Below are 24,455 nucleotides of genomic sequence, written 5' to 3'. Positions count from 1 at the left end.
GAATCGACTGATTATAATACTTCATCAAAATAAGTTTCATATCTATCTAGGTTTACCTTTTTACCCTTAGGATTGTATGGAAGCGAAGGTATTTTTTTGACGTCCAATCCAACAAACAAAGAATAGATTCCTACTGCCAATGAAATAGCGGTTTCTTTTTTATTTTGGGTGAGGTATTTGACATCACGGCTCCGATTCACATATCCAATTTCAATAAAAGCACAAAGGGCATTTGTATAAGTAGGCAAACTATAAGTAGAAATGTAAGGTTTTTGAATCGGACCAAGTTCTGGATAAGGGGAATCTTTTTCCTTTAATTGGACAGGCAATCCATACTGGACAAAACGCATTAGCTCCTTAGTAACATAATGGTTGTCACCACCAAAGCCTTCCCTTCCCCCTTCCCTTCTCCATTCTTCTTTTTTCCCTTTTTCTCTTTCCCAGAACTTACCAGTTTCCAAAAAGGTTTGGTGGTCTGTGGAATAAGGGCCTTGTTTTCCTATTTGTTTTTCCCAGTTGGGATCGTCAGCGTATCGCCAACTAACCATATTTTGGCGGTATCCTTCAAATTTACTCAGGTCAGTATCTTTTCCATTTTTTTTAGACCAATATCCATGGAAGTATATCCATGTATCAGCAATTGCATTCTCTAATTTGGACCAACCAGATTGGAAGATGAGCCACTCAGACCAAGGCCCATTCGTAAAACCGTGAGCGGAATTTTTTTTATCTGAGATTTTTTTTAACTTCGCAAATGTTTTGTACCCAGGAGTGAGCACAGCTCCCATACCACCGGTTTGGCCTTTACTTGCAGGATTCAAATGTAAGGACAAAACCAATTGGGGCTTTAATTCATTGATTTTGGATAGTCGCCCTTTTCGCCTTACGCCCGTTTTTGGATCGGGAAAGTCATACAAACGGTAAGGAGCATTAGGATCCTCTGAAGAGGGATCATCATCAAAGGAAGACTCACGAGTGAGTTTACTTTCTAAAATCACTCTTTGGAAATCTGATCTTTTTGAGAAAAGTTTCAGGTAACCTTCAAATTCCTTCCAACCTGCTTCCGTTTCCGTAAGTTTTAAGATTTTGTGGACTTCCTTTGCTAAATCAAGAACCACCTTTCTCTCCGTTACACTTCCGTGTTCCGTTCCTTGTTTGTAAGTTTCTAAGTAGGTTTGAGTGACACTATCGTATTTGTCTCCGTGTTGCGCCTTTGGATCTTTGGCAATTCCTCCATGGCCAGGATCCACAACGATCCTAAAGACAGGCACTGCTCCAAGCGAAACGGTAGTCGAAAGAAAACTAACAAAAATGATGAAATTACGAATCTGAAGTGAAGATAAAAAGACCACGATGGTCATTCTCCGCTCACCAGTGAACGGAGAAAAGAAAAAGTTTATCCTCTCTATTTGGCGCTTTGTGATTGTGCAAAGATTTGGTTTCTATTATCGCTCAAATCTTTTCCGTATTTATCGGCTATAGCTTTTTTATCAGCGTCCGCTTCTTTAAAATCAGATAGGATTTTGATACCGTAGTCTTTTGCAATTCGGTAATGTACGATAGCATCGTAAAATCTGTCTTCACGAGACATGTCAGTTGCCAATCCCATTTGTCCATATGCGATACGAAGCTTTTGTTGTGCTTCTGCAATCTCGCGATACGGAATGATGACTTTGGATCCCTCTTGAGATGTTTCTACAAGTTGAGTTTGTTCTTGGTTTGTAATCAAATCTGCGCATTCAGCTAGCAGGTTTTGAGTTTTGGTATCATAGTTTTTTGAAAATTTTCCAAGGAGTGTCGTAATATCTTTTTCCAAAGCTACCATAGCTTTTCCAGAAGCAATGTAGGCACGACGATAGTAATAACGTAAAACCACTTGGTAATCCTTTTTGATTTTTTCAAAGGCTGTTTTGGAATCAGGAACTTCTTCCCCGAAATTTGCAGTAACGATTGTTAACAGTTTGATGGAATTAATGACTCGGTCTTTGTTATTTTCGGAAATGTTTTTATACTGTTTTCGTTCTAAATTGTTTCCTTGGTCCAGTTTGTCTAATTCCTCAAAGGATTCTTTTCCTTTTTCCGGAGCCCCTGATTCTTGGGCAAAAACTGAGAAACTAAAGATGCACAACGAAAGGATGATGAAACTATTTTTTAACACGAAACTTGCTCTCCTTAAACCAAGGAGCAGAATACACAGAAAAGAGGAGGTTTGACTACTATTTTTTATCCTTCTGAAAAAAGAGTAATCCATCACCAACAGGATACAAAGTATATCCAGAAACTAGGGATTTTACCTCATTCCAAAGAGCCATTACCGCTAAATCAGATGGTTTCTTGGGATCTGGAGAAAGGACTCGACCGTGCCACAACATATTATCGAATAAAAAATAAGATCCAGGTTTTGCTTCATCCCAAAGGATTCGAAAGATTTCAGGATAGGTAATTTTATCACAATCTACAAAAAATAAATCGGAACCAATCCACTCATCGTATTCCCTTTTTAGATAATCCATTACCGAGTCCGTCACCCGTTTTACTTGGATTTGTTCCAAAATCCCCATTCGTTTGGCATAACCATCCATCAAGTCCGCTTGTTCTTTATGTCGATCCACAGTAACAAAGCGAGTATTAGGTGAACCAACAGCCATCCAAAGTGTGGAATACCCAAGCCCGGTTCCTAATTCCAAAATTTGTTTGGGTCGGACGAGTGAAACCAAATGAGACAAAACAGCCCCAGTGGCTGCGGTCACGATAGGAATGTTTTTTTCTTTGGCGTATAATTCCATATCAGCAAACACCGTGTTTGGCTTGTAAACCAAACTGGAATCAATAAAAGATTCCAATTCGGGAATATAAATACTAGGTCTTGGTTTCATGATTTGGGAGGTAAAAAAAGTGAAATTCTGTCTTTTAAAATTGGTGGAACTTTTTTACGAAGCATATCGTTTAGTTCGCGATAACTATAGCGTTTGGAAGGGTGGATGAGAACTATGGCTTCATTTTCAAAAGCGGATGCATGAGCAACTATTTCATCAAAATGAGTGTGACCCCATTCCCGGGCACGTTCCACATCCCTTTTCTCGCAATAATAAGTACATTCCATAAAAAGAATTTTGCTTTTGCGAACGTCTTCATTTTCTAAAACATATTCTATTTTTGTATCACCGGAAAAAGAAACCAAAGGCACAGAAATTTCTTCTGTAGGATCTTCTCCTAAGTCTTTTTTGTTTCGGATTTCGTCGGAACTAAGACTTGTCCATTCTTTCTTAAGTTTGCGTTTAGTTTCATAAACCGTATAACCTTGCGAAGGAACCCGATGAAAACTTTCCCAAGGTTTAAAAAAGTACCCTGGTTTCAATTCTACTCTATCTCCAAAATCCAACCCAAAGAGTTCGCATTGATAATCAAAACCTTCAATTTCAGAGTATAACTTTAAAATTTGAGACATCTTTGGTTCCAAAGATTTTGGTAGGTAAATTTTTGGAACAGGAAGTTTACGAAGGCTTCGTTGGGAAACATAATAAGGGATTCCACAAGAATGGTCTAAATGAGCATGGGATAACAATATTTTCCCGATATGAATTTTATCAGGATTGATGAATCCAAAATCAAACATAAAGTCAAGGGAGGGACAAATGATCGAAGTCCGAATTCCTCCTTCGGACAAACCTTCAAACTTAATTCCCTTATATTCAAAACTAGCTGTTAACATCAATCTTCCGGTTGTATCACCTTTATTGATCCTTGGAAAGATGACTCTAGAACCTTAGGGCCAACAATGGTAATGATCAATTTGTCTGATTGGAAATACAGTTTACCCACTCGTTTTAAATCAGAAAGAGTCAACCGGTCAATTTCCCTTCTGAAATTTTGTAAGTATCCTTCCGGCATTTTATGGTCACGTCTCCGTACTTCGCTTGCGAGAGTTCTTTTATCATCTTCAAATTGGAATACAAACTGGTTGATGATGGCATTTTTTGCTCGGACCAGTTCTTCTTCTGTGAGTGAATCTATGAGTTTGGGTTGGATGAGTTCTTGCATGAGCGACAAAACTTCTTTTGCGGATTCTGTTTTTGTCATCGCAAAAAACTGGATGGTTCCGTAATTTTCTTGGAAATCAGTATTACTTCCAGCAGAATAAGCAAGGCCCCTATTGTTTCGAATTTCTCTCATATAATAGGAGTTAAATCCTCCCGCACCAATGATATAATTTAAAACTTGGATGGCATAAAAATCTGGATGATTGTGTTCAGGGAGGACTCCAACCATTGAAATGAAAGTCTGGTTGAGATCTTTTACGACAAGCCGGATGTTTTTTCCTTCTTTTTTTACATTTTCAGAAAGACCTGCTGGGCTAATCACTTCTGCGTTTTCAATTGCGACACTCGGTCCCAAATTAGAAAAAAAACTTTCAAACGACTTAAGATCATAATCTCCCGTCACAAGAAATCTTCGTTTGGGTTCTTTTAGGATTTCGGATTGGAAATCGGTAAGGTCACTTAGTTTCAGCGCTTCCAAAGAAGAAATTTGCATAGAAGTTCCAGCAATGGTCCCTCGAAACAAAGATTCCTTCGCCTTCCTTGAACCAAGAGCAGTAGGATTGTCATTTCTTCTTTTGATCTCCTCCGTAAGCTTACCTTTGGTGGTCACAACTAAGGACTCATCCAAGTTGGGAGAATCGAAAAATGACTGAATGATAGGAAGCACTTCCTTCTCAGTCGATTTTAAATAAGAAAAACTAAATATCGTTTTTTCATAATCGATTGAAACTGAAAATGATGCTCCATAAAACTCCAAAGTTTCTAGGAACTTTTCTTTTGGATATGTTTTTGATCCTGACAATTCCCAACTATCTTCCAGTAGTTTTGTGATCTCTACAGCTCGTTTGCCTAAATTTTTCCTGCCATGATACACGTAAATATCTGCATACACGATGGGAAACTCTGCATTTTTTAAAGAAAAAATTTCAACGCCTGATGGTTGTTTTATGGAAGTGATTTCAGGAACTTCAAACTCCAATGGTTTGAATTGTAAATCACGCACAAAATCACCCATCTCACGAGCCGAAAGACTAAAAAAACTAATTCCAATTAAAATAAAATAAATACGTTTCATTCTGATTTTTTCCTTACGTCTTCCAATACTCCGATCACAACTTTATCTTTGGTTAAATATGTTGGGATAAGCGTTTGGATATCCGCTGAAGATGTTTTCATAATGGTGGAATATTGACTGAATAAACCCGCCCAATCACCATATAACAGCTGATAATAACTTAGCAGATCAGCAATACTTGCATTTTCATCTAAAGTTTTGATAAAATCGGAAACCATCTGGTTTTTGACTTTTTCTAATTCTTCTTTCGGAACACCAGTTTCCTGGATTTTGAAAAGTTCTTCCCAAATGATTTTTTCAATGACCTCTGGTTTAGCACCCTCATTCGGTTTAATAAAAAACACAAAATAATTTTGGTATCGTTCTCCCGGATAACCATTCGCTGCTCCAATACTCAGAGCTAATTTTTCTTCTAATACAAGTCGTTTGTATAACCTAGATCCAGTTCCCGATGTGAGGATGGTTGACAATACATCAAAAGAGGAATTGTCTTTATGCGGATACGGAGGTTTTAGAAAACCCATCATCATTTGGCTTCCTGATGGATGGTAAACTTTGAATCGTTTTTCACCTGGAAACGATTTTTCTTCCTGCTTTTGGATCGGTCTTGGTTTCCCTGGCTTTAATTCAGAAAAATACTTACGAATGATGGATTCTGTTTCTTCAAAATCAAATTGACCTACAACAGAGATCACCATTCGGTCTGGAGTGTAATGTTTTTGAAAAAAAGCTTTTGTATCTTCAATTTTTAAAAAAGGAAGACCTGTGGAATATCCAATCACTGGTTTTCTGTAAGGATGACTTTCAAAAGCGATCGAAAAAAACTTTTCTCGAAGTACACCTGCCCCACTATCGTCGGTTCGCATCCTACGTTCTTCGATCACAACATCTCTTTCAGTATAATATTCACGTAAGATTGGATGTTTCAAACGATCGGACTCAATTTTTGCCCAAACTTCAATTCTATTATTGGGAAGTTGGATTTGGTAGTTGGTAACATCTTGCGAAGTGTATGCGTTGAATCCCACTTCCCCATTTTGTTCGTAAATATATGAATCTTCATTTTTTACAATGAACTCATCTTGTAATTGGATGAGGTTTTTTAATCTGCGTTCTAAAATTTCCTTCTCTTCCAGTAAGGATGGCGAAATGGTTTCGCCGCGTGTTGTCAAATCACGAATTTTTAATTTGAGATCATCAAGTTCTGTTCCCCAAACTTCGATTTGTTTTTGGTATTTTTCTTCTTTTTCGTAGTTCGTGGTGCCAACAGTTTTTGTCCCTTTGAATAACATATGTTCCAAAAGGTGTGCGGTTCCGGCTTCTTCTGGGGTTTCATCCACAGCTCCGACCAGAAATTTAATGTACAAAGCAACAGTAGGCGAAGTTCCTCTCTTCATCATCACAACAGTCAGCCCATTGTCTAAACGAACGGTTTTTATCTTTTCACGGAACTGCGATTCTGAGGTTCCAAAAAATTGGTCCTGGGAAAAAAGGGGTAAAAATTGTAGGAAACAACAAAGGAAAAAGATTCGTAATTTCGACATCATCTACTAGTCTTGAAGTTGGAAATGGTTCGTAAACTTCTAATTTTAAGTCTCTTTTGTTCATGTCGCCTCTTTACCATTGCCGATCCCAGTTATGTGGAACGAGCACTCCAAAATGAAAGCGATGAAGGTTTTATCTCCAGGGAATTTTTCCAAATCAAAGTAGAAATCCCCGTTACTTATAAAGAAGTTTCTGGCATCGCTCGTCGCAACGATTGCAAACAAAGAGCCTTTGTGGAAAGAGAACGCCTGGCTCTTCCTTTTCTTTTACAAATCCAAAGACAAAAACACCGATTTGGCGAAGGACTTGACGAATACTCCAAATCTTTGGAAGGAAAGGACAGACAGGCCCGGTTGATTGCCAATGCCCCGCAAATCACTACCCCTGTTGGAGTTCAGTCGGCCGCTAGTCCAACCTCCACCACAACAAACCCGCAACCAAACCAACAAGGCCAAACCGCTACAAATATTCCCCAAACTCAAAAAGAGAACACAATCGAAACCATTCATAACTTTGCTTGGTTCTTTGATGGCTTGATTCTTTACAAAGAAGATTACTCGGATCGCACAAAATGTGCTTTCCTATTCCGAAATATCCAACCTAAATTGATGGAACGTGTGGAGAAAACTCCACTGTCAGAACCTAGGAAATTGTAAATGAGCAAAACTTTATCAAGGATGATCCTATCTTTCGCAATTCTTGTTTTTGTTTGGAATTGTAAGTCCAAAGAAACAAAAGAAGTCCCACAAACCAAAGATACTGAAAACGAAGTAATTCTAGAATTTACGAAAGCAAAGGAAGGATTCCTTTCTGAATCCTTATTCCAAGTTGCGGTATCCAGTGTTCTTCCCACCGAATCAGAGCGAATTGAAGAAGCAAAAACAATTGCTGAACAAAAGTCTCTGAACTTATTAAAAACTTATACAATCCCCAATCTTACTGATAAGGGAAGAAAAGAACTGCGCGAAATTTCAAAAGAAGGAAAAATTTTGGATAAAAACGTTTCGGTTGGCGGAAGGTATTTTTTCTTATACCAAATTCAAAAAACCAACTTGAAACGTCTTGTTACCAAAGATTTAGAATAATAAATGACCAACTAAATTTGATTAGATGGAAAATGTTTTGTTTACCTTAGCTGGGATACAAATGTTTTTTACAAAGTTACAGTAAAATAATTTTGCATCTAATTGTAATTTCCCATTTCCTTCCACTTGGAAGGTTAAGGGTTTGAGGTATTCAAAGTATTCTGGTTTTTTGGGATGTACTGGACCTTTAAGCTTTAAATCGGCATTTAAAACCTTAAGACCGTCAGCACCTGACAAAAAGATTCGGTGAGGTGCTTCCATCTGAAATCCATAGTCTTTTGGTAAAAACAATTCCAATTCATACTTCCCAACCGATTTTTGTTTGATTGAAACTTCAATCGGGTGGGAATCGATCGGATCTGCACTAAGTCCTACAAAGCCATTACGGCCAACAAATAACATAGCGACTAAAAAAGAAAAGGAAACCAAAAATCGAAATTGTTTCATACAATGATTAGACTTATAAAACTTTTCGTAAAACCACACAACGGTTGGAATTTGTACCTTTTTCATTGTTAGAAACCTGCCAACAATTAGAAAGTTTTGTAAAACTTTGGGTATGGACGTAAGTTTTATTCCAAACAAGGCCCGTCCCCTCAGCCATCCTCACCACATCTTCATCCAAATAAAGAATGGAATTTCCTTTTTTGACTTCACCCACTTCCATTACCATATAGGATCCTTTTTTGAGAACCCTTGCTGATTCCTTCAGAGTGGACCGAATAAAAGCATTCCAATCACTTAAGTTGCTAAAGATACTGAGTTTTCTATCTTTGGACTTTTGGATGTCCAAAAACCAATGACGCAACCAGTTGTCGCCTTCATAGTCCACCTTATCCAGGAAAGGTGGAGAAGTCACAATCAAATCCACAGATTCTGAAGCCACATTGGGAACTGAATTCGCGGAATTCAAAGAATACAAATTGTTTTTAGAAAATTCATGATAAAACGGAGGAATCGGAAGAGCTAGATCACGTTTCATTTTTTGAAAAATTCTTGGTTTGATCGGACGGTATTCCGGACTTTGTCCACGTTTGATATTATTTTTTGCCTGTGCTTCCGGTGGAATTGAAACTTGCGGAAAAGTATAAACTGAAAAAAATCCAGTGCTATGCCCATGTAACCTAGAAAGTGCGATGAGTGAAATAAATCTCATCTCCACAGAAAAATCTTCTGCCATATACTTCTTTAGGTTTTTGATTTCTTTGAGTGTTCTTGGATGAAAAAAAGGAAGTAAATTCACATCAAAAGGATCATCTTCTACTTCAGAATCTAAATCTAAAGAGTTTAACTTTTTTTCTAAATCTTCAAGTTTGGGAACATATTGTCTCGCACTAGCAAGAAAAATCGACAATGGGTGTATGTCGTTATGAACTGCTACATGGCCTTCAATATTGGCTTGGATGGCAGTTGTACCCCTACCACCAAACGGATCATATACGACCCTATTTTTCTTTTTTAAAAATTCCTTCATAAAGAAAGAAGGAAGTTCCGGCTTAAATGATGCTCTATAACTTACAGTATGATGAATTGGATGTCCTTGGCGTTGTTTTGCTGTCCAAAACTCACCAAATACAATCTTTTCTGAATCCTTTAATAATCTGCCTGCTCCTGCCATCCGTTGCAAAAGCCTCCTCTCTCTTTATAGAAAGATCGGAGGAAAGGCGAATCTTAAGTTGGATTTTTATTAAAATCTATGGGACATAGTCTAGATAGTTTGGGAAGTAGGATAGAATCTCTTTTAATGAATCCGATTTTACTTTAATACTCTCACCGGTTCGATCATCCACATAACTTATGCTATGCGCATGTAGAATTTGCCTTTCTGCACCTAGTTCTTCTAATAAGGAAGGACTGAGTCCCGTTTGAACAAAATCCAAAAACATAGTTTCTCTTGGCCCATATAATTTATCTCCAAGAATAGGATAACCAAGATAAAGTAGGCTTACTCGAATTTGATGAATTCTACCTGTTACAGGCCGAACAAGCACCAAACTTAGATTTTGTGAATTGGAAGTTTCCAATGGAATAAATTCAGTTGCAACAAACTTTGAATCAGAAAATTCTTCCAACGAAAACTTCATTTTTTTCCGAATCGCTGAATTCAAATCTTTACCAAGAAAACCTTCTAAAACCATTGGCCTCGGAAACCTTCCTCGAACCACGGCCAAATATTCTTTTTTTACTTCTCTCTTTTCAAATTTTCGTTGGAGCCAAGTCCGACTTTCTTCTGATTTTGCAAAAATCACAATCCCCGAGGTCTCTCTGTCCAATCGATGGACAGGAATCACAACGGGGTAAGTCTCTTCTAAAAGATTCAAAAGAGTTCTCGTGCGGTATCTTCCCGCTGGGTGCATGGGTAAGTTTCCCGGTTTATTGATAAATAGAAATTCTTCGGTTTCCTTTAACACCTTATAACTTGTGTCGACTTCCGGTTCTTGGATTCGACCAGGGATAGGATCGTATACAACACTGTCTCCTTCTCTAAGCAAACGATCTGCACCCGCTACTTCCCCTTGGACTTGGATGCGGCCCATTTCTAAAAGATAGTTCCACTCTTCTGGACTGTGGTAAGGAAACTTAGTGGTGAGAAACACAAAGACCGTTTTACCCGTAAAAGGATAACGAATCAATGAATGATAAGATGACATTGTTTAGGATTCGGGACTTGGTTCTTCGGAAGGAAAATCAGAGTCCATGGCACCGCCAAAAGGATCCCCTGGTTCGTCCACAGAACCAATCACAGAGGTTGTTTCCTCTTTGTTTTCTTCCGGACTATCTTCCTGTAACTCTTGTGATTCGACCGGAGTTTCCTCTGTCGAATTCTCTGTCTTTTCGACTTTAAGAAATAACTCTAAAATCTCTATGTCTTTTTCTGTTAGGTTGTAGAATTGGCAACCCACTCGAAAGTTGGTTTCCTGGTTACGAATGTTTTTGATGATTCCACGGATAGTGACTCGTTTGCCCTCTTCCAAATTTAGGTCAAAAAGTATGGTTCCGTTTAAGGTAACGGATCTTGAGAATGATCGAGAAGGTGCATGGATAAAACTGATACCTCCCATACTTAAATCCATAACCTGGCAAATATCACGTGATTCTTGAAACACACCTGTACTTATGATATCACGGCTAACAGCATTCGCAAAAGTTTGAATTTGTTTATATATTTCGAATTCGAGAGGTTTTTCGGACAAAACTTGTACATATCCAAGATGAACATAACCCTTATATTTAATTGGCACACAAATTTCCGAAGTGTAAGAATCAGGAATTTTAGAACTTTCAAAAATTCTTAAGTACTCATCAAAGGGAAAAAAGTCAGCAGATGCGGTAGACTTATCCTTACGATCAATGATAAAAATATCTTTATCGTAATGATGCATGAGTCTCAATCGATTGTCCATACGACCAGCAAAGAAGATTGATGATAAAGGGAATGCTTTTGTGAGTTTTGTTCGATAAGCAAGTAAAATAGCATCTACTTTTTTATCATCAAAACCAATTGCCTTAGACACATCATTCACGTTGATGATATTGGATACAACCATCCCAGTTTGAACTTGACTTGTATCAACCCTAGATCCTTGTCTAGAGGCTGCCGTTATTTGTATTTTAACGGGCGTTAAAATTTCAATTCCATTTCCATCACCACCGGCAACAATAAAATGCGCTAAAAACTTACTGCCATTATGGACAACAGTCAATATTCTATCTTTACTTAAAAATTGAAGATTAGTATTAATAACTAGGGCTTTATTCTTTAAGGCGATGATTTTTACTGGGAACTCCTTATCTGAGTTTATTATGTATGCAGGTAGTTTACCGAACAATGCGGTGATTACCTTCAATATTCCGTCGGGATCTTTGATTTCCTTATCCATAATCAACCGTGAAGTTTATGAAGCAACATCGTTCGCTTGATGTCCACTAAAGTTTTGGTCCCAGTAACACTCATTGATTGTTTTAGTTCTTCAGAATATTTTTGTAAAAGAAAACGAATTCCTGCATCCTCTCCACCCACAAGCGAAATCGCAACTGGCCTTCCAAGGAGGACAGAATCTGCACCTAATGCGATCATTTTAAAAACATCCATTCCCGACCGAATGCCTCCATCCACAAGTATGGGTATTTTTCCTTTTACCACTTCCGCAATTTTAGGGAGGACACGTGCGGTTCCAGGCATTCCATCGAGAACTCTCCCTCCGTGATTCGAAACCACAATTGCCGAAAACCCACCATCCACTGCAAGTTTTGCATCGTCTGGACTCATAATGCCTTTTAAGATAAATGGCAATTTTGTTTTTTCTTTTAATTTGATCAAACGTTCCAAAGGCCTTGTGATACTGGATAAATTCTTTTGGACCATGGTTTTGAAATTCACTGCATCAATGTCCATTCCCAAAGCGAACACTCCGTCCGCTTCTGCCTGCATAAAACGATCAACTAACATCGATTCATCTTCTCTTGGTTTGCAGATCAAAATTCCTTTTCCTGAGGACTTTTTCAAAGCCTCCAACATAACTTTATATTTTTCGGGAGAAGCTCCGTCACCAAGCCAGGCAAGGCTTCCATTTTGAACAAAGGAACGTACAACCATACTGGCGTAATCCGCATCTGTCATTACAAAGTTCATATTGGTTCCCACTCCTGTCATAGGAGCAGCCATTATTGGCGTTTTTAAATCATAACCTAAAAACTGAGTTTGGATTTCCGGAACTATATGATCTCTAATATAACCTGGCAGTATGGAATATTCAGAAAGGGCAAGACTGTTGTCATGGAACGTTTCCATTCTACCGACACCACCCATTCCTGGAATTCCTGAGGCACAATTACTTCCGTCACATTGTTTACAAACCCAACAAATATCTTTTCCAAATCGAATTCTTGCTTGGTCATTAATTTCCTTTTCAGTGACAGAAAATTGTTCATCGACTTCAAATCGAATTGTCTTTTTTACTTTTTCAAAAACAAGATCTGCATCTTTTAGATTGTTTGCCACAATGATGACGTGGCCCGACTTATCAATATTATTTGTAGGTTCCTTAATGATATCACCTGGTTTGGATTGGATAAATACTTCAGATACTCCATCTATTTTTTTAATTTCCTCAACACCACCAATCGAAATAAGTTTTCCAGGTTTGGAGAGTAACGAACGTTCAATGGACACACGACTGAGGACAGGATCTAAATTATCTGGAGTTTCACCAAGAGATATGAGAAGTGCAGCTCGGTTTAAATTTACACCTGTGGACAAAGGATAGGTAAACGCAGACATAAAACCACCAGAAAGTCTGGCAGCAATTTCCCCTATTTTTACTCCCTCTTTTGTAACTTTAATGTCACCCTTCCCCGCACCAAGATGGATTCCAAGTGCCCGCATTCCCCCTGCCATCACTCGTTCCACTTCTTCCAAAATTTCTTTTGGCATCGCTGAAGGCATGTTATGCCCTACTTCAATAAAATAAGGTTCACGTTCGATAATTCGGTCTGCAATGCCTGTCATTCTAATTTGGCCATGAAAGGCCAAGGCATCTACGGAAAGTTCAGGCCCTTCCATATATTCTTCTAAAATCAATTCACCTGTTGGACAAAATCTTTTGGCATGTCGAAATGCAGTTGGCAGATCATCTTTGTGATTTACTTTGATGACTCCCCTCGCTCCCATATTGTCAGCGGGTTTCATCACCAAAGGGAATGTCAATGAATCAAGAGCCTCTTTGGCATCTAATAACGACCAAACGGGTGCAAAACGAGGAATTGGCATTCCAAATTCTTTTAACCTTTGGCGCATCTTTACCTTATTAGATGCAGCCTCCGCATCCACAAAGCGAATCCCAGGAAGTTGTAAGGCAGAAGCCACTGCAGCCACCGTCATACTAGCATCTGTCCCTGCTGTGATCACACCATGGATCGGTGAATTTTGTGCAAATTTTTTAGATTCCCTAACCATTCCCTCCACATCCTTTGTGGACATTAGAATGGCTTCGTCAGCAATTTGAAATCCAATGGAAGAAGGATTCATATCTGCAACAACAGTATGGAGTCGCATCGTTTTAGCCGTTTGGATGATGGGAACTTGTAACAATCCCCCACCAATGATCAGAATGGTTTTGCCTTCTACCGATTTCAAATGGTAACGCTCTCTGCCTCTAAAACAAAATTTGTTTTCACCTTTCTTGTGATGGAACCTTTTTGTATGATCCCACCTGCGAATAAATAATCACCATTAGTAGGATAAAAGGTTGCGGATTGACCTGGCGTTACACTTTTTACATCTTCTAAAAAATCCACTTTCCAAGTATTCCCTAGAGAAGTCACCTTACAGTGAACAGGTGCACTCCTATAACGAATTTGGACTTTCATATCTTTCGATTCACCTACTTCCATAGGTGTGAGTGCTTGGTATGTAATTTCTTCTAATATAAAAGATTCAGAAACAGTTTCTTCTTCTTCCCCAAGTACCACAGTTCCATCGTCTTCAATGGATAAAACATAAAGTGGGTTTTTCCATGCAATCCCTAGGCCCTTTCTTTGACCGATGGTGAATCCTTCTTTTCCTTGGTGTTTGCCGATAATTTGGCCGGAAGCCAATTTAAAAAATCCTGGTGTGAACTCCATTCCTTTCTTTTTTAAGAAAGATCTGTAATCATTTTCTGGAATAAAACAAATCTCTTGTGATTCTGGTTTTTCAGCAACAGGCAGTCCCATTCGTTTTGCAATTTCACGCACCTGACCTTTATCCATTTCTCCAAGTGGGAAAACTGTATTTTTAATATTTTCTTGGGACAAACCGTACAAATAGTACGTTTGGTTTTTTTTCATGTCAACGGCATTCCGGATGGCATACCGTCCATCAACTTCGATGACACGGGCATAATGACCAGTCGCAATTTTATCTATTCCCAATATTTTGGCTTGTTCAAAAAGAGCACCAAACTTCACGAAGGTGTTACACTCTACACATGGATTTGGAGTTCTTCCATCTTTATAATCATTAATAAAACGATCAATCACTCGTTCCCCAAACACCTTTTCCATCTTAATTACATAAAAGGGAATGTTTAAAGAAAGACCTACATCGCGGGCATCACGAATGTCTTCCGGAGAACAACAGGATTTTTTAGTGGTATCACAAGCCGGGGCTTCATATTCCCAAGTGCGTAGATTTATCCCGATCACATCGTAACCTGCTTCCATGAGAAGCCCTGCGGCCACAGCGCTATCTACCCCACCACTCATCGCCACTATGATTTTTTCTTTTTCTTTCACCTTAGTTTTTGGTGCGAACGATCCCAATCCGGTTTCGGGAAAAATCCCAAAACAAAGGACGAGTCCTTAGGACATTCAATCCAATCGACCAAACCTCTTCCTTATCCTTGTCCCCTGGCAAAAGGAAATTCTCAAGTGAAATTCCTGTGAGATATTGGACTTGTTTGTATTCTTCTCGAATTCCCGATTTGGCAATCAAATGCAGAGGCAAATTTGTCTCCCGAAGTGCAGCAGTTTGGATTTGGTTCCCGGCAAAGAATACCTTCTTTTCTCCAAGAATAGAATCTCCAGGGCTCTGCGGGATCAAAGTTAAAGACGATCCTGTGTCCACCATTGCAAAGGACCTGGAGCCTTCGGGGTATTCAAATTGCACATAGTAATAGTCCCCTTTTTTCTTCGTATTCAGAATTTTTAAATCAGTCGAAAGATAGGCATCCGGGTGTTCACAAAAAGGAGAATCACCAGGAAACTGCTTCAATTCTTCACCGAACCAAAAGATACAAACACCGCGAAAAAAATCCAAACCAACAAGGCCGGAAAATGTTTTTGGCAATACTCCTTTGATCTTTTTAAAAGTAAACGGCAGTCCTTGCAGTTTGAATTCTACCTCACCTTCCGATATAGGCGAATCATAAAAGCTGGTTTCCGAACCCGTATCCCAGAAAAAGGAAAACGATTCTCCCTGGGATTCAAATCCCGAAAGCAGGAGATGAGTTCCTTGGTCAACTACCGAAATGGAAAGATGGGGAGGTAATGGTTTAGAAGTTGGGAATTGGTATGAAACAGGAGTTTGGTGGGAACGAACAGGGCCAGGGATACAGGCCCCAAAAACTATAAAAAGGAAGACTAAACTAACTTTTTGATACAGCGTGAGTTTGTACATCGAGTATAATCTACGATACAATCCCGGTATTCGATCCCAGTAATGGAATCCTTAGTCTTGTATTCGATGAAACAAGAGTATGGTTGGAAATCATACGAAGAAAGACCCAAAGCACGATTGCGAATGGATTCATAGACATCAGAAGGAACCGATGGTGAAAGATCGTTGAGTAGGTATGCCGGCTCTGCCATACTCTACCCATCGGCAAATTTCCTAATCTTTATAACAAATTGTGCGGTTTCTACCAGAATGTTTTGCCTGGTACAAGGCTTTATCAGCCCTTTCGATCAAATCTTTATTGTTTCTATCAGTGGGCCGGAAACTAGAAACCCCTACAGATAAAGTCACCTTGAGGTCAGATCCATCGTTTGGATTTTTGACTACCATGGACTCAACTGCTTTGCGGATTTCTTCTCCCTTTGCCATCGCTTCTTCTTCTGATGCTCCTGGCATCACAAGGCAAAACTCTTCTCCACCATACCGGGCAGGTATATGGTGTCTTTGGCCCGCATTGATCAATTGTTTGGCAACCTCAATGAGAACCACATCCCCTGCTTGGTGTCCGTAAGTATCATTAAAACTTTTGAAATGATCCACGTCAGTAAAAAGCAAACAAAGTTTGGTTCCTTTTTTACGACAACGTTCCATTTCTTCTTTGAGTTTTGTTTGAAAGTAATGGTGGATTTTTAATCCAGTCATCATGTCCACTGTGGCTAGTTCATAAAGCCGAGCGTTGTCCACAGCAATCCCCGCAAGATTGGCAAGGGTAGTCATAAATTCTTTTTCATCTTCCAAAAACTCTTCGGAAGTCATCTTGTCCCCAAGTACAAGAAGCCCATTGACCTTGCCTTTTGCGTTCAGTGGGACAAGAATCTCTGCTCCCATCTTACGCAGGTAAGTGATATCAGGAATAGACTTTAATGAATCTATTTGTAGAATTTGATCCATAGTGATGGCTTTGGGTTTTTCTTCAAAATAATGAATGAGCGGACTATCGATTTTTACTTCGTAGTTTTGTTCTTCTGTATTTAACTCAAATCCCTTGATGGACTGTGGTTCTAATTTAAATAATCCTAAATCAATTTCTGGCTCTAAATACATTGCCGCATGAAGGGTCTGTAATTGCGCCAAACAGATGTTAAGAATTGCATCAATTAAATATTTATAGTCTAACGTGGAATTCAGGGCACGGGAGATCTCCAGTAGCTGTTTTTGGTCGTAGATTTTTTTTTCGTAATGCTCAAAAACGATATCAGTGTTTTCTTTAAAAGACAAAACGCACCGCCAGAATTCTGTATAAGTTAGGAATCATTCGTCTTTTTTGACTACTGTAAAGTAAGATTTTGGCGGAAATCGATAAATTTACAAACGAAAGAAAATAGCAAAGTTTTCGTAATGTTAACGTTGACAATTTACTAATCTTAAAAATAATGGTCTTATACCGCGCGGTGGAGCAGCTGGTAGCTCGTTGGGCTCATAACCCAAAGGCCACAGGTTCGAATCCTGTCCGCGCAACCGTTATCATCCTTTTCCTAATTCCTTACTTCTCTCCGTCGCTCGTTTGATTGCATCTCTAACGGCGGTTGAGAATCCTCCCCTTTCTAATGCATCCAATCCATGAATGGTGGTTCCACCAGGAGACGTCACCCAGTTTCGGACTTCCATAGGATGAAGGTTAGGATTTTCTTTACGCAAATTCCTGAAATACACAAGAGTTCCTTCGATGGTTTCCATTGCCAAAGCCAAAGATTCCTCGTAGCTCAGTCCCTCTTGCAAACCACCTTCTGCCATTGCCTGCAAAAATGTGAGTACATAAGCTGGACCAGAACCAGATAGTCCTGTGACCGCATCCATTAGTGATTCTTTAGAGACACGAATCCCTGAACCCATTCCATCAAACAAACGTTCTACATTGGATACGGAAGGATCTTGACAAAAATACGCAAACGCACCTCGTTCAGAAACTAAGGGAAGATTGGGCATAACTCTCACAGAATTTGATCCTTTTGGAGCAACCTCTGACATTTGCGAAAAAGAAATTCCTGCAGCAATCGACACAAAGGTTTTTGGTTTCGAAAATTCTTTTAAGACAGGTAGCACAAGATTGGGTTTCACAGCAATTACGATGAGCTCCGCAACTTCCGCAATGGCTTCCAGAGTTCCCAAAAGAGTGACACCAGAAACTGGTGATTCTTTTATGTTGGGATCATACCCGTATACCTTGGTTCCTTTTTTAACAAGGGCAGTGGCAATCGCTCCGCCCATCTTTCCAAGACCCACAATCCCTACTGCTTCAAATGGTTTCTTTTGCATAGTCCCTCTCTCCAAAAATTTTGGACCCAACTCTTAAATAGTCGGATCCTAATTCGCAGGCGATTTCATAATCCCCGCTCATTCCCATGGACAATTTTTTATCTGGAAAATATGTATTTCTTAATTCAGCAAGTAATGAAAACACTTCCCTAGTTTCTCGCAAATCTCCGCTGGATGGCCCCATTCCCATAAAACCTTCCCAATGGCAAAATTCATTTTGGTAACCGATCATTGTATCTTTCATCGAACGTAAAGTTTCAAAACTAAGTCCATGTTTGGTATCTTCTCCAGTTAGGTTGGTTTGCAAAAAATACCGTATCTGTTTTTTTTCCTTTTCGGCACGTTTCAAAAGTTCCTTTAAGGAGGAGATACTCCCTACTCCATGCGTATAAGAAAAAATACCAAATAACTTTCGTAAGGTCCCAGATTGGACAGGACCAATATGATGTAAGTTCACCGATGTGACTGCTTCGGGAAACTCTTCTCTTAGTTTCGTGAATTTTGAAATAGCCTCAGGAAGGTAATTTTCACCAAATTCCCGAATCCCTTGTAAATAAGCTTCTTTTATTACTTCATATGGTTTGGTTTTGGAAACAGCAATGAGGATGGGTGATTTGTTGGGAAACAAATCTTTTAGAGATGTTTGTATGGAGCGGTAGGAAGAACCGTAATCGGACACGATTACTTAGCTAACGCTTTTTCTAAAGACTCAATCCGACGTTCGATTTCCACGAATCGTTTTTCATTTTTGTCGTTTTGAGTAGAGAGTTTCTGTTCCACAGTCCGCATCCGAACTTCCAATGAAGAGGATCCCGAATCATCAGAAGTTTTTCTCTGCGATTTTTCCGCTGCAGCGAACTTTTGTGATTTGTTTCCCAGTTTTTTAGAAGTTACCGTCCGGCTTTTTTGATTGCGAGACGAAGATACTTGTTTTTCTTTTTTAGAAAGTCTGGATTTCACCTGTTTGGTTTGTCTCAAAGAATCCTCTACCTCAACTTTAGGCTGTTTGGTGGAAGATGTTGGTTCCATGCCTTCGGAAACTGAGTCTTCTTTTTTAGAATCCTTCTTTGTTTTTTTAACCTCTTCTTTAGGGGTAAAAGACTCTTCCACTTTGTTTAATTTCTCTTGCAAACGAGAAGATGGATCTACCTTTTCTTTAGATTTGGTTGAGGCTGCCACGGAGACAGAACGAGACCGCGGAGAATCTGGTTCCATATCCTCTAAACTAGGGAGTTCAGGGAGTTTGGATCTGTCTTCTGGAGGTTCATTGGATTCCGTCTTTGCAAAATTTTCTTTAGGTGCAGGGATTTCTGGATTTTCTCTTTCGATTTCTCTGTCCACCATCTCCACCTCGCGGTTTTTTCCGATGGTTTGGAGCTTTTGGTAAATTTCGTTTCTATAGATAAATGCAAAAATGAACGATGAAAGAAGCAGGACCACTAGAATGGCAGTTGTGAGTATTTTCAAATTGTCGCGGCGGCCCATGACGTGCGGATTCCTTTCCTTTGATAAAAACAGAGTACACGTTTTTGGGTTTTCGAAAAGTGAGAAATCATGAAATTTACAAAAAAAATCACAATCTGTTTGGGTTTCCTACTCATGATTTCTGGTCTTTTGTCTCTTCCGAGGCCCCATGATCCAGATGAAACCGGCAGAGTTCAAATTTTAAAATCCGCTCTCGAAATCGATACTAGTTACCTACTCTTTCTTGTGGAAGATTTCGAAGGAGAAAGGCCATGGGATTTTTACCGGGTGGATTCCTTTTTGACAGTCACTCAGTTTGCAGCTTCCATTCCCAAATCAGAGGCATTTTTACAAGAGACGGCCATCCTCAAAGAATCAGGATACCCCAACCTCCAAAACCAAACAAGTTTTCTTGTCCAAAGTTATGTAGAAAATCCAAGACTCGACCACTGGGAGATTCGACCCAAAGAACCAATTTCGATTCCACTTGGGATGCCCATCCAAGGAATCCTTTGGGTGTATTCAGAAGGCCATCACATCAATCTCAGTATGGGACTTTCGCAAAAGAAATCCAAGGATTTGTATTTTGATTTAGGGACTTTAAATTTTGTAGGTTGGCGTCGGTTGGAATTTAAAATCAACCTTCCCAAAGAAAACACAAGGCTCATCCAGTCCATGTCCTTCCCGATTTCCTTTGCTTCCTTTCGGTTAAAAAGTTTGGCTTCACAAAAGAAAGGAGAGTTTCATTTATACTTTGACAATTTGAGTTTTGTCATTGATAAAAGAACTTTCATCTACCCTGGTTCGGAAGTAAACGACACTTGGGGTAACAAACGCTAAATGGTATATTTTTTTTACAACATCCTTGTTTTCAAAATAGATTGGATTCTGAAATTTTTATCTATATTTATTAAACAGATAAGAGATGAATTACAAAAAAGAAAACGTTCCTTAACCCAAAGTTATTCCAAAACAGCGGAGGGAAAATTTGTAGTTTGGCTTCATGCAGCCAGTGTGGGGGAACTCGACCAAGCCAAAGCCCTCGCAGAAACCATCCGCAAAAAAAATAAAAATGTTTTTATCATCCAATCAGTTTTTTCCTCTTCGGTAAAAGAATCAGCATTTTCGGATCCACTGGCGGATGTATATTTTTATCTTCCTCTTGATAGAGCCAATGCTTATGATCAAATTTTTTCGCACTTCCAACCCAAAATTCTCTTTGTGATGGCTTGGGACACTTGGCCCAATTTACTAAAAAAAGCTTATCAAATGGGAACAAAGTCTTATCTTTGTTGTGCCAGTTTGTCTTCTCAGTCCTCAAGAAAAAATCCACTCATTCGTTCTCTTACAAAAACCTCTTTCCAATACCTAACGGGGATTTATCCAAGCCATGAATTGATGGCAAAAGAATTTGAAGGTCTTGTATCAAAAAATACAGACTTTTGTGTGTTAGGAGATACTAGATTTGAATCTGTTTTGAACAAACTAGAAACCAAATCTCCAAATCCTGTTTTTACAAATTTCATTTCTGAACAAAAAGATTTTTTATCCAAAAACAAACCAATCATTCTTGGTTCTACCTACGAAATCTGTGAAGAACATTTTACGGCTTATTTAAAAGTTCATTCGGATGAGGCTTTTTATTGGATTTTTCCACATAAATGGGAAGAAACTCGGATGAAGGATTTTATTTCGAATTTGGAAAGATATGGATCAGTGGGAGTGTTTTCGAATCGAAATCCAAACGATCCTTTGCCTAAATTCCTTCTTTTTGATCTTATGGGAATTTTGGCATTTGCCTACCAATATGGAAGTATTGCTTATGTAGGTGGTGCCTGGTTACACAGAGTTCATAATACCATCGAACCGGCTGCGCTTGGACTCCCCGTTATCACTGGACCAAAAATCAACAATGCACCAGAAGCAATCGTAATGCGAGAGTTAGGTGGACTTTTCAAAACAGAGACTGAATCTGAATTTATAAACAAAATCCATCTTTTAACGAAAGACAAAACATTAAGGGAAAAGATGGGAAAAGGAAATCGAAACTTTGTTGTAGAAAACAGAGGTGCGTCGGATAAGATTTATAACCGAGTTTTCTCCCATGCCCAAAATTAAAATTGCTGCTGTTACACTCAATACGACTCCTCTCGATTTTATTGGAAATTACGAATCCATCATCAAGGCAATGGAAAGTCCAGAATCTAGGGATGCTGACTGTATTCTTTTTCCCGAGCTTTGTATTTCAGGATACGGATGCGAAGATGCCTTTTACAAACCTTATGTTTGGACTAGGGCAGAAGAAATTGTAAAAGAACTAAAAACAATTTCCAAAAACCAAATCATCTTAGTCGGCCTCCCTGTTTTTTTTGGGTCCTTTTTGTACAACTGTATGGCAGTGCTTTTCGGTGGTAAGGTCGTAGCACTTGTTCCCAAACTCAATTTAGCAAATACTGGCGTACACTATGAACGGCGTTGGTTTCATTCCGAATCGGATTTTTTAAATTCATCCATTTCTTTTGCTGGGGACAAAGTTCCTTTTGGACATTTCATTTTCCAAACTAAGTATTGGAATTTTGGAGTGGAGATTTGCGAAGACAGTTGGTCTGTCCAAAAACCATCATCAGATTATTCTTTACAAGGAATGGATGTTTTGTTTTCACCGGGAGCATCTCATTTTGCTTTTGGAAAACAGAAAATACGAAGACAAATTTTTACAGAAGCTAGCCGAAACCAATGTAACCTCCAAGTGTTCACAAACCTGACAGGAAATGAATCGGGGCGAATCATATTTGAAGGAGGAGCCATTTTTGCTTCAACAGGAACCCTTGTCAAAGAAGGACCAAGGCTTTCATTCTCCCCTTTTCAAGTGACTTCTTATGATTTTAATCCAATGGATCTTCGTGCGACAAAAGCAAGGTCCTTTCGAGAACCAAAACCTAACACAAATCGGAGAGTAGTCCCCACCATCCTTCTAGATGGAGTTTCCATTGAAAAAGACAAAATGACTCATGGATTTTCTCTTTTAGACAAAAGAATAGAAGTTACACATGAGGAAGATTTGAATTCATTTCATTTTACAGTTTATGAAGAATTTACAAAAGCCGTTTGTTTAGGCCTTTATGATTATTTGAGAAAATCAAAGACAAAGGGATATACTCTTTCCCTTTCCGGTGGAGCAGATAGTGCCACTTGTGCTCTTCTTGTAAATGCAATGAAGGAGATCACCAAACGAGAAAATGGTGATGTTGCCCTTTCTTCTTTAGGAATCAAAGAAGAAAACCTTCTCGTGACAATTTACCAAAAAACAGAAAATAATTCTAATCTCACAGAGGAAATTGCTAAAACTTTAAGTGAGGAACTTGGTTGTCGTTTTTATTCCATCCCAATCGATGCTGCTGTTTCCACTTCTGTCCAATTGATTGAATCCGTTCTCGGAAAAACATTGAATTGGAAAGAACACGACCTACCATTACAAAATATCCAAGCACGAGTTCGTTCCCCTCTCGTTTGGTTATTAGCCAACCTAGAAGGACATTTACTTTTATCGACCGGAAATAGAAGTGAAGCCGCTGTTGGTTATACAACGATGGATGGAGATTCTTCTGGTTCACTCGCACCACTTGCAGGCGTTAGCAAAGAATTCTTACTCGATTGGCTTGATGATATACAAAATGGAAACAACCGTTTTATATCACCCAAAGAATCCATTCGAATTTTACGAAACACTAAACCAACTGCCGAACTAAAACCTTTATCGGAACACCAAGAAGATGAAAAAGACTTAATGCCCTATCCCATTTTACAATCGATAGAAAAGAAATTGGTGAGCCTGGGAATGCGGGATGAGGATTGTTTGGAAATGGTAAAACAAGAATTCCCTTGGGAACCAGCCGAAACAATTTCGGGATACATCAAAAAATTTAAAAAATTATTTATGACTTCACAATGGAAACGAGAGAGGCTTCCTCCCTCATTCCATTTGGATGAGTATGGTTTGGATCCAAAATCCAGTTACCGTTATCCCATCCTATCAGGTGAAACTTAACTAGGAGGAGGAAGTCCCGCCTTCTCGAAGGCTCCTGCTGCTTCCTTTTCCACTTGTTCATTTTGGTATTGGATATTTTTTAAGATCTCTTGGAATTTTTTGTCCATCTCCGGATCGTCACCGCCTTGGGATTCAATCAAGTAGTTGATAATTTCCAATCTATCTTTACCTTGTTTTCGCACATGGTTATAATACAATGCAACATCTGTTGAGTTTGCATTTCCGCCAAACACAGAGTTTGTGGCCCGTGATAATTTTTGATTAAATTCAGCCGCCTTTTTTTTCTCTTCGGCAGTTGTCCGTTTTGGAATCAAATCGTTATCTGGAAATTGTTCTCGAAGTTCCTCAAATGCCTGCATTGCTTCCGGCGGATAAGGTTTTCCAGTTTGTGGATTGATGGGAACCTCACCAGCCTCTGAGCCTGCTACATTGTTATCTTCCTCATAACGCATCCCACCAGCATTGTAGTAATCAGAGTCAAAGATGGAACCTGCATCTTCCCCACGTACCCCCAATCGATTGGTCCCTTTGGGGTTGTTACTTCCACCCCCAAAAAGGGCTAGGGCCTGAGAACTTCTTTCTTTTTTACGACGAGCTTCTTCATCATCCTCACCACCCATAACGAGTAAGATGAGAAAAAAAAGCCCAATCAGTGCGATAGAGACAAAGAGTAATTTTTTTTGGATTCCCATAGATTGAATTCCTGAAAACTTGGAAGGGAAACGAG

General features: G+C 39.1%; 24 protein-coding genes and 1 tRNA gene. 6 read left to right on the top strand and 19 right to left on the bottom strand.

Annotated features, from left to right (window positions below):
- Positions 1-11: 11 nt before the first annotated feature.
- Genes CH364_RS05630 through CH364_RS05605 form a run of 6 tightly spaced genes read right to left on the bottom strand, consistent with a single transcriptional unit; the run spans position 12 to position 6,662 of the window.
- Positions 12-1,361: an N-acetylmuramoyl-L-alanine amidase CwlD gene (locus CH364_RS05630; RefSeq protein ID WP_423790161.1), complete on the bottom strand. Its 1,350-nt coding sequence runs from the start codon at positions 1,359-1,361 to the stop codon at positions 12-14.
- A 44-nt stretch (positions 1,362-1,405) separates the two neighbouring features.
- The gene (locus tag CH364_RS05625; protein ID WP_100742576.1) at positions 1,406-2,158 is read right to left on the bottom strand and encodes a hypothetical protein; all 753 of its coding nucleotides are present in this window, start codon (positions 2,156-2,158) and stop codon (positions 1,406-1,408) included.
- 58 nt (positions 2,159-2,216) lie between these two features.
- Positions 2,217-2,876, bottom strand: a complete 660-nt coding sequence (locus CH364_RS05620; protein WP_100742575.1) for an O-methyltransferase — start codon at positions 2,874-2,876, stop codon at positions 2,217-2,219.
- Positions 2,873-3,712, bottom strand: a complete 840-nt coding sequence (locus tag CH364_RS05615; protein ID WP_100742574.1) for an MBL fold metallo-hydrolase — start codon at positions 3,710-3,712, stop codon at positions 2,873-2,875. Before CH364_RS05615 ends, CH364_RS05620 begins: the two co-directional genes overlap by 4 nt.
- A complete protein-coding gene (locus tag CH364_RS05610) occupies positions 3,712-5,115 on the bottom strand; it encodes a M16 family metallopeptidase (RefSeq protein ID WP_100742573.1) in 1,404 nt (467 codons plus the stop codon). Before CH364_RS05610 ends, CH364_RS05615 begins: the two co-directional genes overlap by 1 nt.
- The gene (locus tag CH364_RS05605) at positions 5,112-6,662 is read right to left on the bottom strand and encodes a M16 family metallopeptidase (RefSeq protein ID WP_100742572.1); all 1,551 of its coding nucleotides are present in this window, start codon (positions 6,660-6,662) and stop codon (positions 5,112-5,114) included. The genes CH364_RS05610 and CH364_RS05605 overlap by 4 nt, the downstream gene beginning before the upstream one ends.
- A gap of 21 nt (positions 6,663-6,683) precedes the next feature.
- Between CH364_RS05605 and CH364_RS05600 the strand changes: the two genes are divergently transcribed.
- Both CH364_RS05600 and CH364_RS05595 read left to right on the top strand, forming a co-directional pair.
- Positions 6,684-7,316: a hypothetical protein gene (locus CH364_RS05600; protein WP_100742571.1), complete on the top strand. Its 633-nt coding sequence runs from the start codon at positions 6,684-6,686 to the stop codon at positions 7,314-7,316.
- Positions 7,317-7,745 (top strand): lipoprotein, encoded by a 429-nt coding sequence (locus CH364_RS05595; RefSeq protein WP_100742570.1) that lies wholly within the window; start codon positions 7,317-7,319, stop codon positions 7,743-7,745.
- Positions 7,746-7,766: 21 nt separating this feature from the next.
- Here CH364_RS05595 and mpl17 read toward each other — a convergent pair whose 3' ends face one another.
- The 9 genes from mpl17 to CH364_RS05550 all read right to left on the bottom strand — a co-directional run bounded on the left by mpl17 (position 7,767) and on the right by CH364_RS05550 (position 17,178).
- Positions 7,767-8,192 (bottom strand): cell surface protein MPL17, encoded by a 426-nt coding sequence (mpl17, locus tag CH364_RS05590; protein ID WP_100742569.1) that lies wholly within the window; start codon positions 8,190-8,192, stop codon positions 7,767-7,769.
- Positions 8,193-8,205: 13 nt separating this feature from the next.
- Positions 8,206-9,363 carry a DNA methyltransferase gene (locus CH364_RS05585; RefSeq protein ID WP_100742568.1) on the bottom strand — a complete coding sequence of 386 codons (1,158 nt, stop codon included), beginning with the start codon at positions 9,361-9,363 and terminating at the stop codon, positions 8,206-8,208.
- A 76-nt stretch (positions 9,364-9,439) separates the two neighbouring features.
- Positions 9,440-10,396 (bottom strand): RluA family pseudouridine synthase, encoded by a 957-nt coding sequence (locus CH364_RS05580; RefSeq protein WP_100742567.1) that lies wholly within the window; start codon positions 10,394-10,396, stop codon positions 9,440-9,442.
- A 3-nt stretch (positions 10,397-10,399) separates the two neighbouring features.
- Positions 10,400-11,626 carry a PilZ domain-containing protein gene (locus tag CH364_RS05575; RefSeq protein WP_100742566.1) on the bottom strand — a complete coding sequence of 409 codons (1,227 nt, stop codon included), beginning with the start codon at positions 11,624-11,626 and terminating at the stop codon, positions 10,400-10,402.
- Positions 11,627-11,628: 2 nt separating this feature from the next.
- Positions 11,629-13,881, bottom strand: coding sequence for an alpha-hydroxy-acid oxidizing protein (locus CH364_RS05570; protein WP_100742565.1), 2,253 nt, complete (start codon positions 13,879-13,881; stop codon positions 11,629-11,631).
- On the bottom strand, positions 13,878-15,020 hold the full coding sequence (mnmA, locus tag CH364_RS05565) for a tRNA 2-thiouridine(34) synthase MnmA (protein WP_100742564.1): 1,143 nt from the start codon (positions 15,018-15,020) through the stop codon (positions 13,878-13,880). The genes CH364_RS05570 and mnmA overlap by 4 nt, the downstream gene beginning before the upstream one ends.
- Before the next feature lies 1 nt (position 15,021).
- A complete protein-coding gene (locus CH364_RS05560; RefSeq protein WP_100742563.1) occupies positions 15,022-15,903 on the bottom strand; it encodes a hypothetical protein in 882 nt (293 codons plus the stop codon).
- Positions 15,867-16,094, bottom strand: a complete 228-nt coding sequence (locus tag CH364_RS05555) for a hypothetical protein (protein WP_100742562.1) — start codon at positions 16,092-16,094, stop codon at positions 15,867-15,869. The genes CH364_RS05560 and CH364_RS05555 overlap by 37 nt, the downstream gene beginning before the upstream one ends.
- Before the next feature lie 22 nt (positions 16,095-16,116).
- Entirely contained in the window at positions 16,117-17,178 is a 1,062-nt protein-coding gene (locus CH364_RS05550) for a sensor domain-containing diguanylate cyclase (RefSeq protein ID WP_100742561.1), read from the bottom strand.
- A gap of 167 nt (positions 17,179-17,345) precedes the next feature.
- On the opposite strand from CH364_RS05550, the gene CH364_RS05545 reads away from it, so the two are divergent.
- A tRNA-Met gene (locus CH364_RS05545) sits at positions 17,346-17,418 on the top strand.
- Positions 17,419-17,424: 6 nt separating this feature from the next.
- Here the strand turns inward: CH364_RS05545 and proC are convergent.
- The 3 genes from proC to CH364_RS05530 are packed head-to-tail and all read right to left on the bottom strand — an operon-like array spanning position 17,425 to position 19,701.
- Complete coding sequence (proC, locus tag CH364_RS05540) at positions 17,425-18,216, bottom strand: pyrroline-5-carboxylate reductase (RefSeq protein ID WP_100742560.1); 792 nt, start codon at positions 18,214-18,216, stop codon at positions 17,425-17,427.
- Entirely contained in the window at positions 18,197-18,895 is a 699-nt protein-coding gene (locus CH364_RS05535) for a YggS family pyridoxal phosphate-dependent enzyme (RefSeq protein ID WP_100742559.1), read from the bottom strand. The genes proC and CH364_RS05535 overlap by 20 nt, the downstream gene beginning before the upstream one ends.
- A gap of 2 nt (positions 18,896-18,897) precedes the next feature.
- The gene (locus tag CH364_RS05530; protein WP_100742558.1) at positions 18,898-19,701 is read right to left on the bottom strand and encodes a hypothetical protein; all 804 of its coding nucleotides are present in this window, start codon (positions 19,699-19,701) and stop codon (positions 18,898-18,900) included.
- Positions 19,702-19,770: 69 nt separating this feature from the next.
- Between CH364_RS05530 and CH364_RS05525 the strand changes: the two genes are divergently transcribed.
- From CH364_RS05525 to nadE, 3 genes are read left to right on the top strand one after another with little or no spacing between them, the layout of a single operon-like run.
- Positions 19,771-20,520 carry a flagellar filament outer layer protein FlaA gene (locus CH364_RS05525; protein WP_100742557.1) on the top strand — a complete coding sequence of 250 codons (750 nt, stop codon included), beginning with the start codon at positions 19,771-19,773 and terminating at the stop codon, positions 20,518-20,520.
- Positions 20,521-21,798, top strand: coding sequence for a 3-deoxy-D-manno-octulosonic acid transferase (locus CH364_RS05520; RefSeq protein WP_100742556.1), 1,278 nt, complete (start codon positions 20,521-20,523; stop codon positions 21,796-21,798). It begins immediately after the preceding gene.
- Positions 21,785-23,728, top strand: a complete 1,944-nt coding sequence (nadE, locus tag CH364_RS05515) for an NAD(+) synthase (RefSeq protein WP_100742555.1) — start codon at positions 21,785-21,787, stop codon at positions 23,726-23,728. The genes CH364_RS05520 and nadE overlap by 14 nt, the downstream gene beginning before the upstream one ends.
- Here nadE and CH364_RS05510 read toward each other — a convergent pair.
- Positions 23,725-24,420, bottom strand: a complete 696-nt coding sequence (locus tag CH364_RS05510; protein ID WP_100742554.1) for an LIC_20245 family lipoprotein — start codon at positions 24,418-24,420, stop codon at positions 23,725-23,727. The genes nadE and CH364_RS05510 overlap by 4 nt on opposite strands.
- Between the last annotated feature and the right edge of the window lie 35 nt (positions 24,421-24,455).

The sequence above is a fragment of the Leptospira harrisiae genome, assembly GCF_002811945.1.
In the GTDB taxonomy this organism is placed as follows: Bacteria; Spirochaetota; Leptospiria; order Leptospirales; family Leptospiraceae; genus Leptospira_A; species Leptospira_A harrisiae.
This window is presented reverse-complemented; position numbering and strand designations above follow the sequence as displayed.

Excerpts from the sequence above, each read along its gene's own strand:
- CH364_RS05630 (WP_423790161.1), bottom strand. The coding sequence starts at position 1,361 with ATGACCATCGTGGTCTTTTTATCTTCACTTCAGATTCGTAATTTCATC.
- CH364_RS05620 (WP_100742575.1), bottom strand. The coding sequence starts at position 2,876 with ATGAAACCAAGACCTAGTATTTATATTCCCGAATTGGAATCTTTTATT.
- CH364_RS05615 (WP_100742574.1), bottom strand. The coding sequence starts at position 3,712 with ATGTTAACAGCTAGTTTTGAATATAAGGGAATTAAGTTTGAAGGTTTG.
- CH364_RS05610 (WP_100742573.1), bottom strand. The coding sequence starts at position 5,115 with ATGAAACGTATTTATTTTATTTTAATTGGAATTAGTTTTTTTAGTCTT.
- CH364_RS05605 (WP_100742572.1), bottom strand. The coding sequence starts at position 6,662 with ATGATGTCGAAATTACGAATCTTTTTCCTTTGTTGTTTCCTACAATTT.
- CH364_RS05600 (WP_100742571.1), top strand. The coding sequence starts at position 6,684 with ATGGTTCGTAAACTTCTAATTTTAAGTCTCTTTTGTTCATGTCGCCTC.
- CH364_RS05595 (WP_100742570.1), top strand. The coding sequence starts at position 7,317 with ATGAGCAAAACTTTATCAAGGATGATCCTATCTTTCGCAATTCTTGTT.
- mpl17 (WP_100742569.1), bottom strand. The coding sequence starts at position 8,192 with ATGAAACAATTTCGATTTTTGGTTTCCTTTTCTTTTTTAGTCGCTATG.
- CH364_RS05585 (WP_100742568.1), bottom strand. The coding sequence starts at position 9,363 with ATGGCAGGAGCAGGCAGATTATTAAAGGATTCAGAAAAGATTGTATTT.
- CH364_RS05580 (WP_100742567.1), bottom strand. The coding sequence starts at position 10,396 with ATGTCATCTTATCATTCATTGATTCGTTATCCTTTTACGGGTAAAACG.
- CH364_RS05575 (WP_100742566.1), bottom strand. The coding sequence starts at position 11,626 with ATGGATAAGGAAATCAAAGATCCCGACGGAATATTGAAGGTAATCACC.
- CH364_RS05560 (WP_100742563.1), bottom strand. The coding sequence starts at position 15,903 with ATGTACAAACTCACGCTGTATCAAAAAGTTAGTTTAGTCTTCCTTTTT.
- CH364_RS05555 (WP_100742562.1), bottom strand. The coding sequence starts at position 16,094 with ATGGCAGAGCCGGCATACCTACTCAACGATCTTTCACCATCGGTTCCT.
- proC (WP_100742560.1), bottom strand. The coding sequence starts at position 18,216 with ATGCAAAAGAAACCATTTGAAGCAGTAGGGATTGTGGGTCTTGGAAAG.
- CH364_RS05530 (WP_100742558.1), bottom strand. The coding sequence starts at position 19,701 with ATGGGCCGCCGCGACAATTTGAAAATACTCACAACTGCCATTCTAGTG.
- CH364_RS05525 (WP_100742557.1), top strand. The coding sequence starts at position 19,771 with ATGAAATTTACAAAAAAAATCACAATCTGTTTGGGTTTCCTACTCATG.
- CH364_RS05520 (WP_100742556.1), top strand. The coding sequence starts at position 20,521 with ATGGTATATTTTTTTTACAACATCCTTGTTTTCAAAATAGATTGGATT.
- nadE (WP_100742555.1), top strand. The coding sequence starts at position 21,785 with ATGCCCAAAATTAAAATTGCTGCTGTTACACTCAATACGACTCCTCTC.
- CH364_RS05510 (WP_100742554.1), bottom strand. The coding sequence starts at position 24,420 with ATGGGAATCCAAAAAAAATTACTCTTTGTCTCTATCGCACTGATTGGG.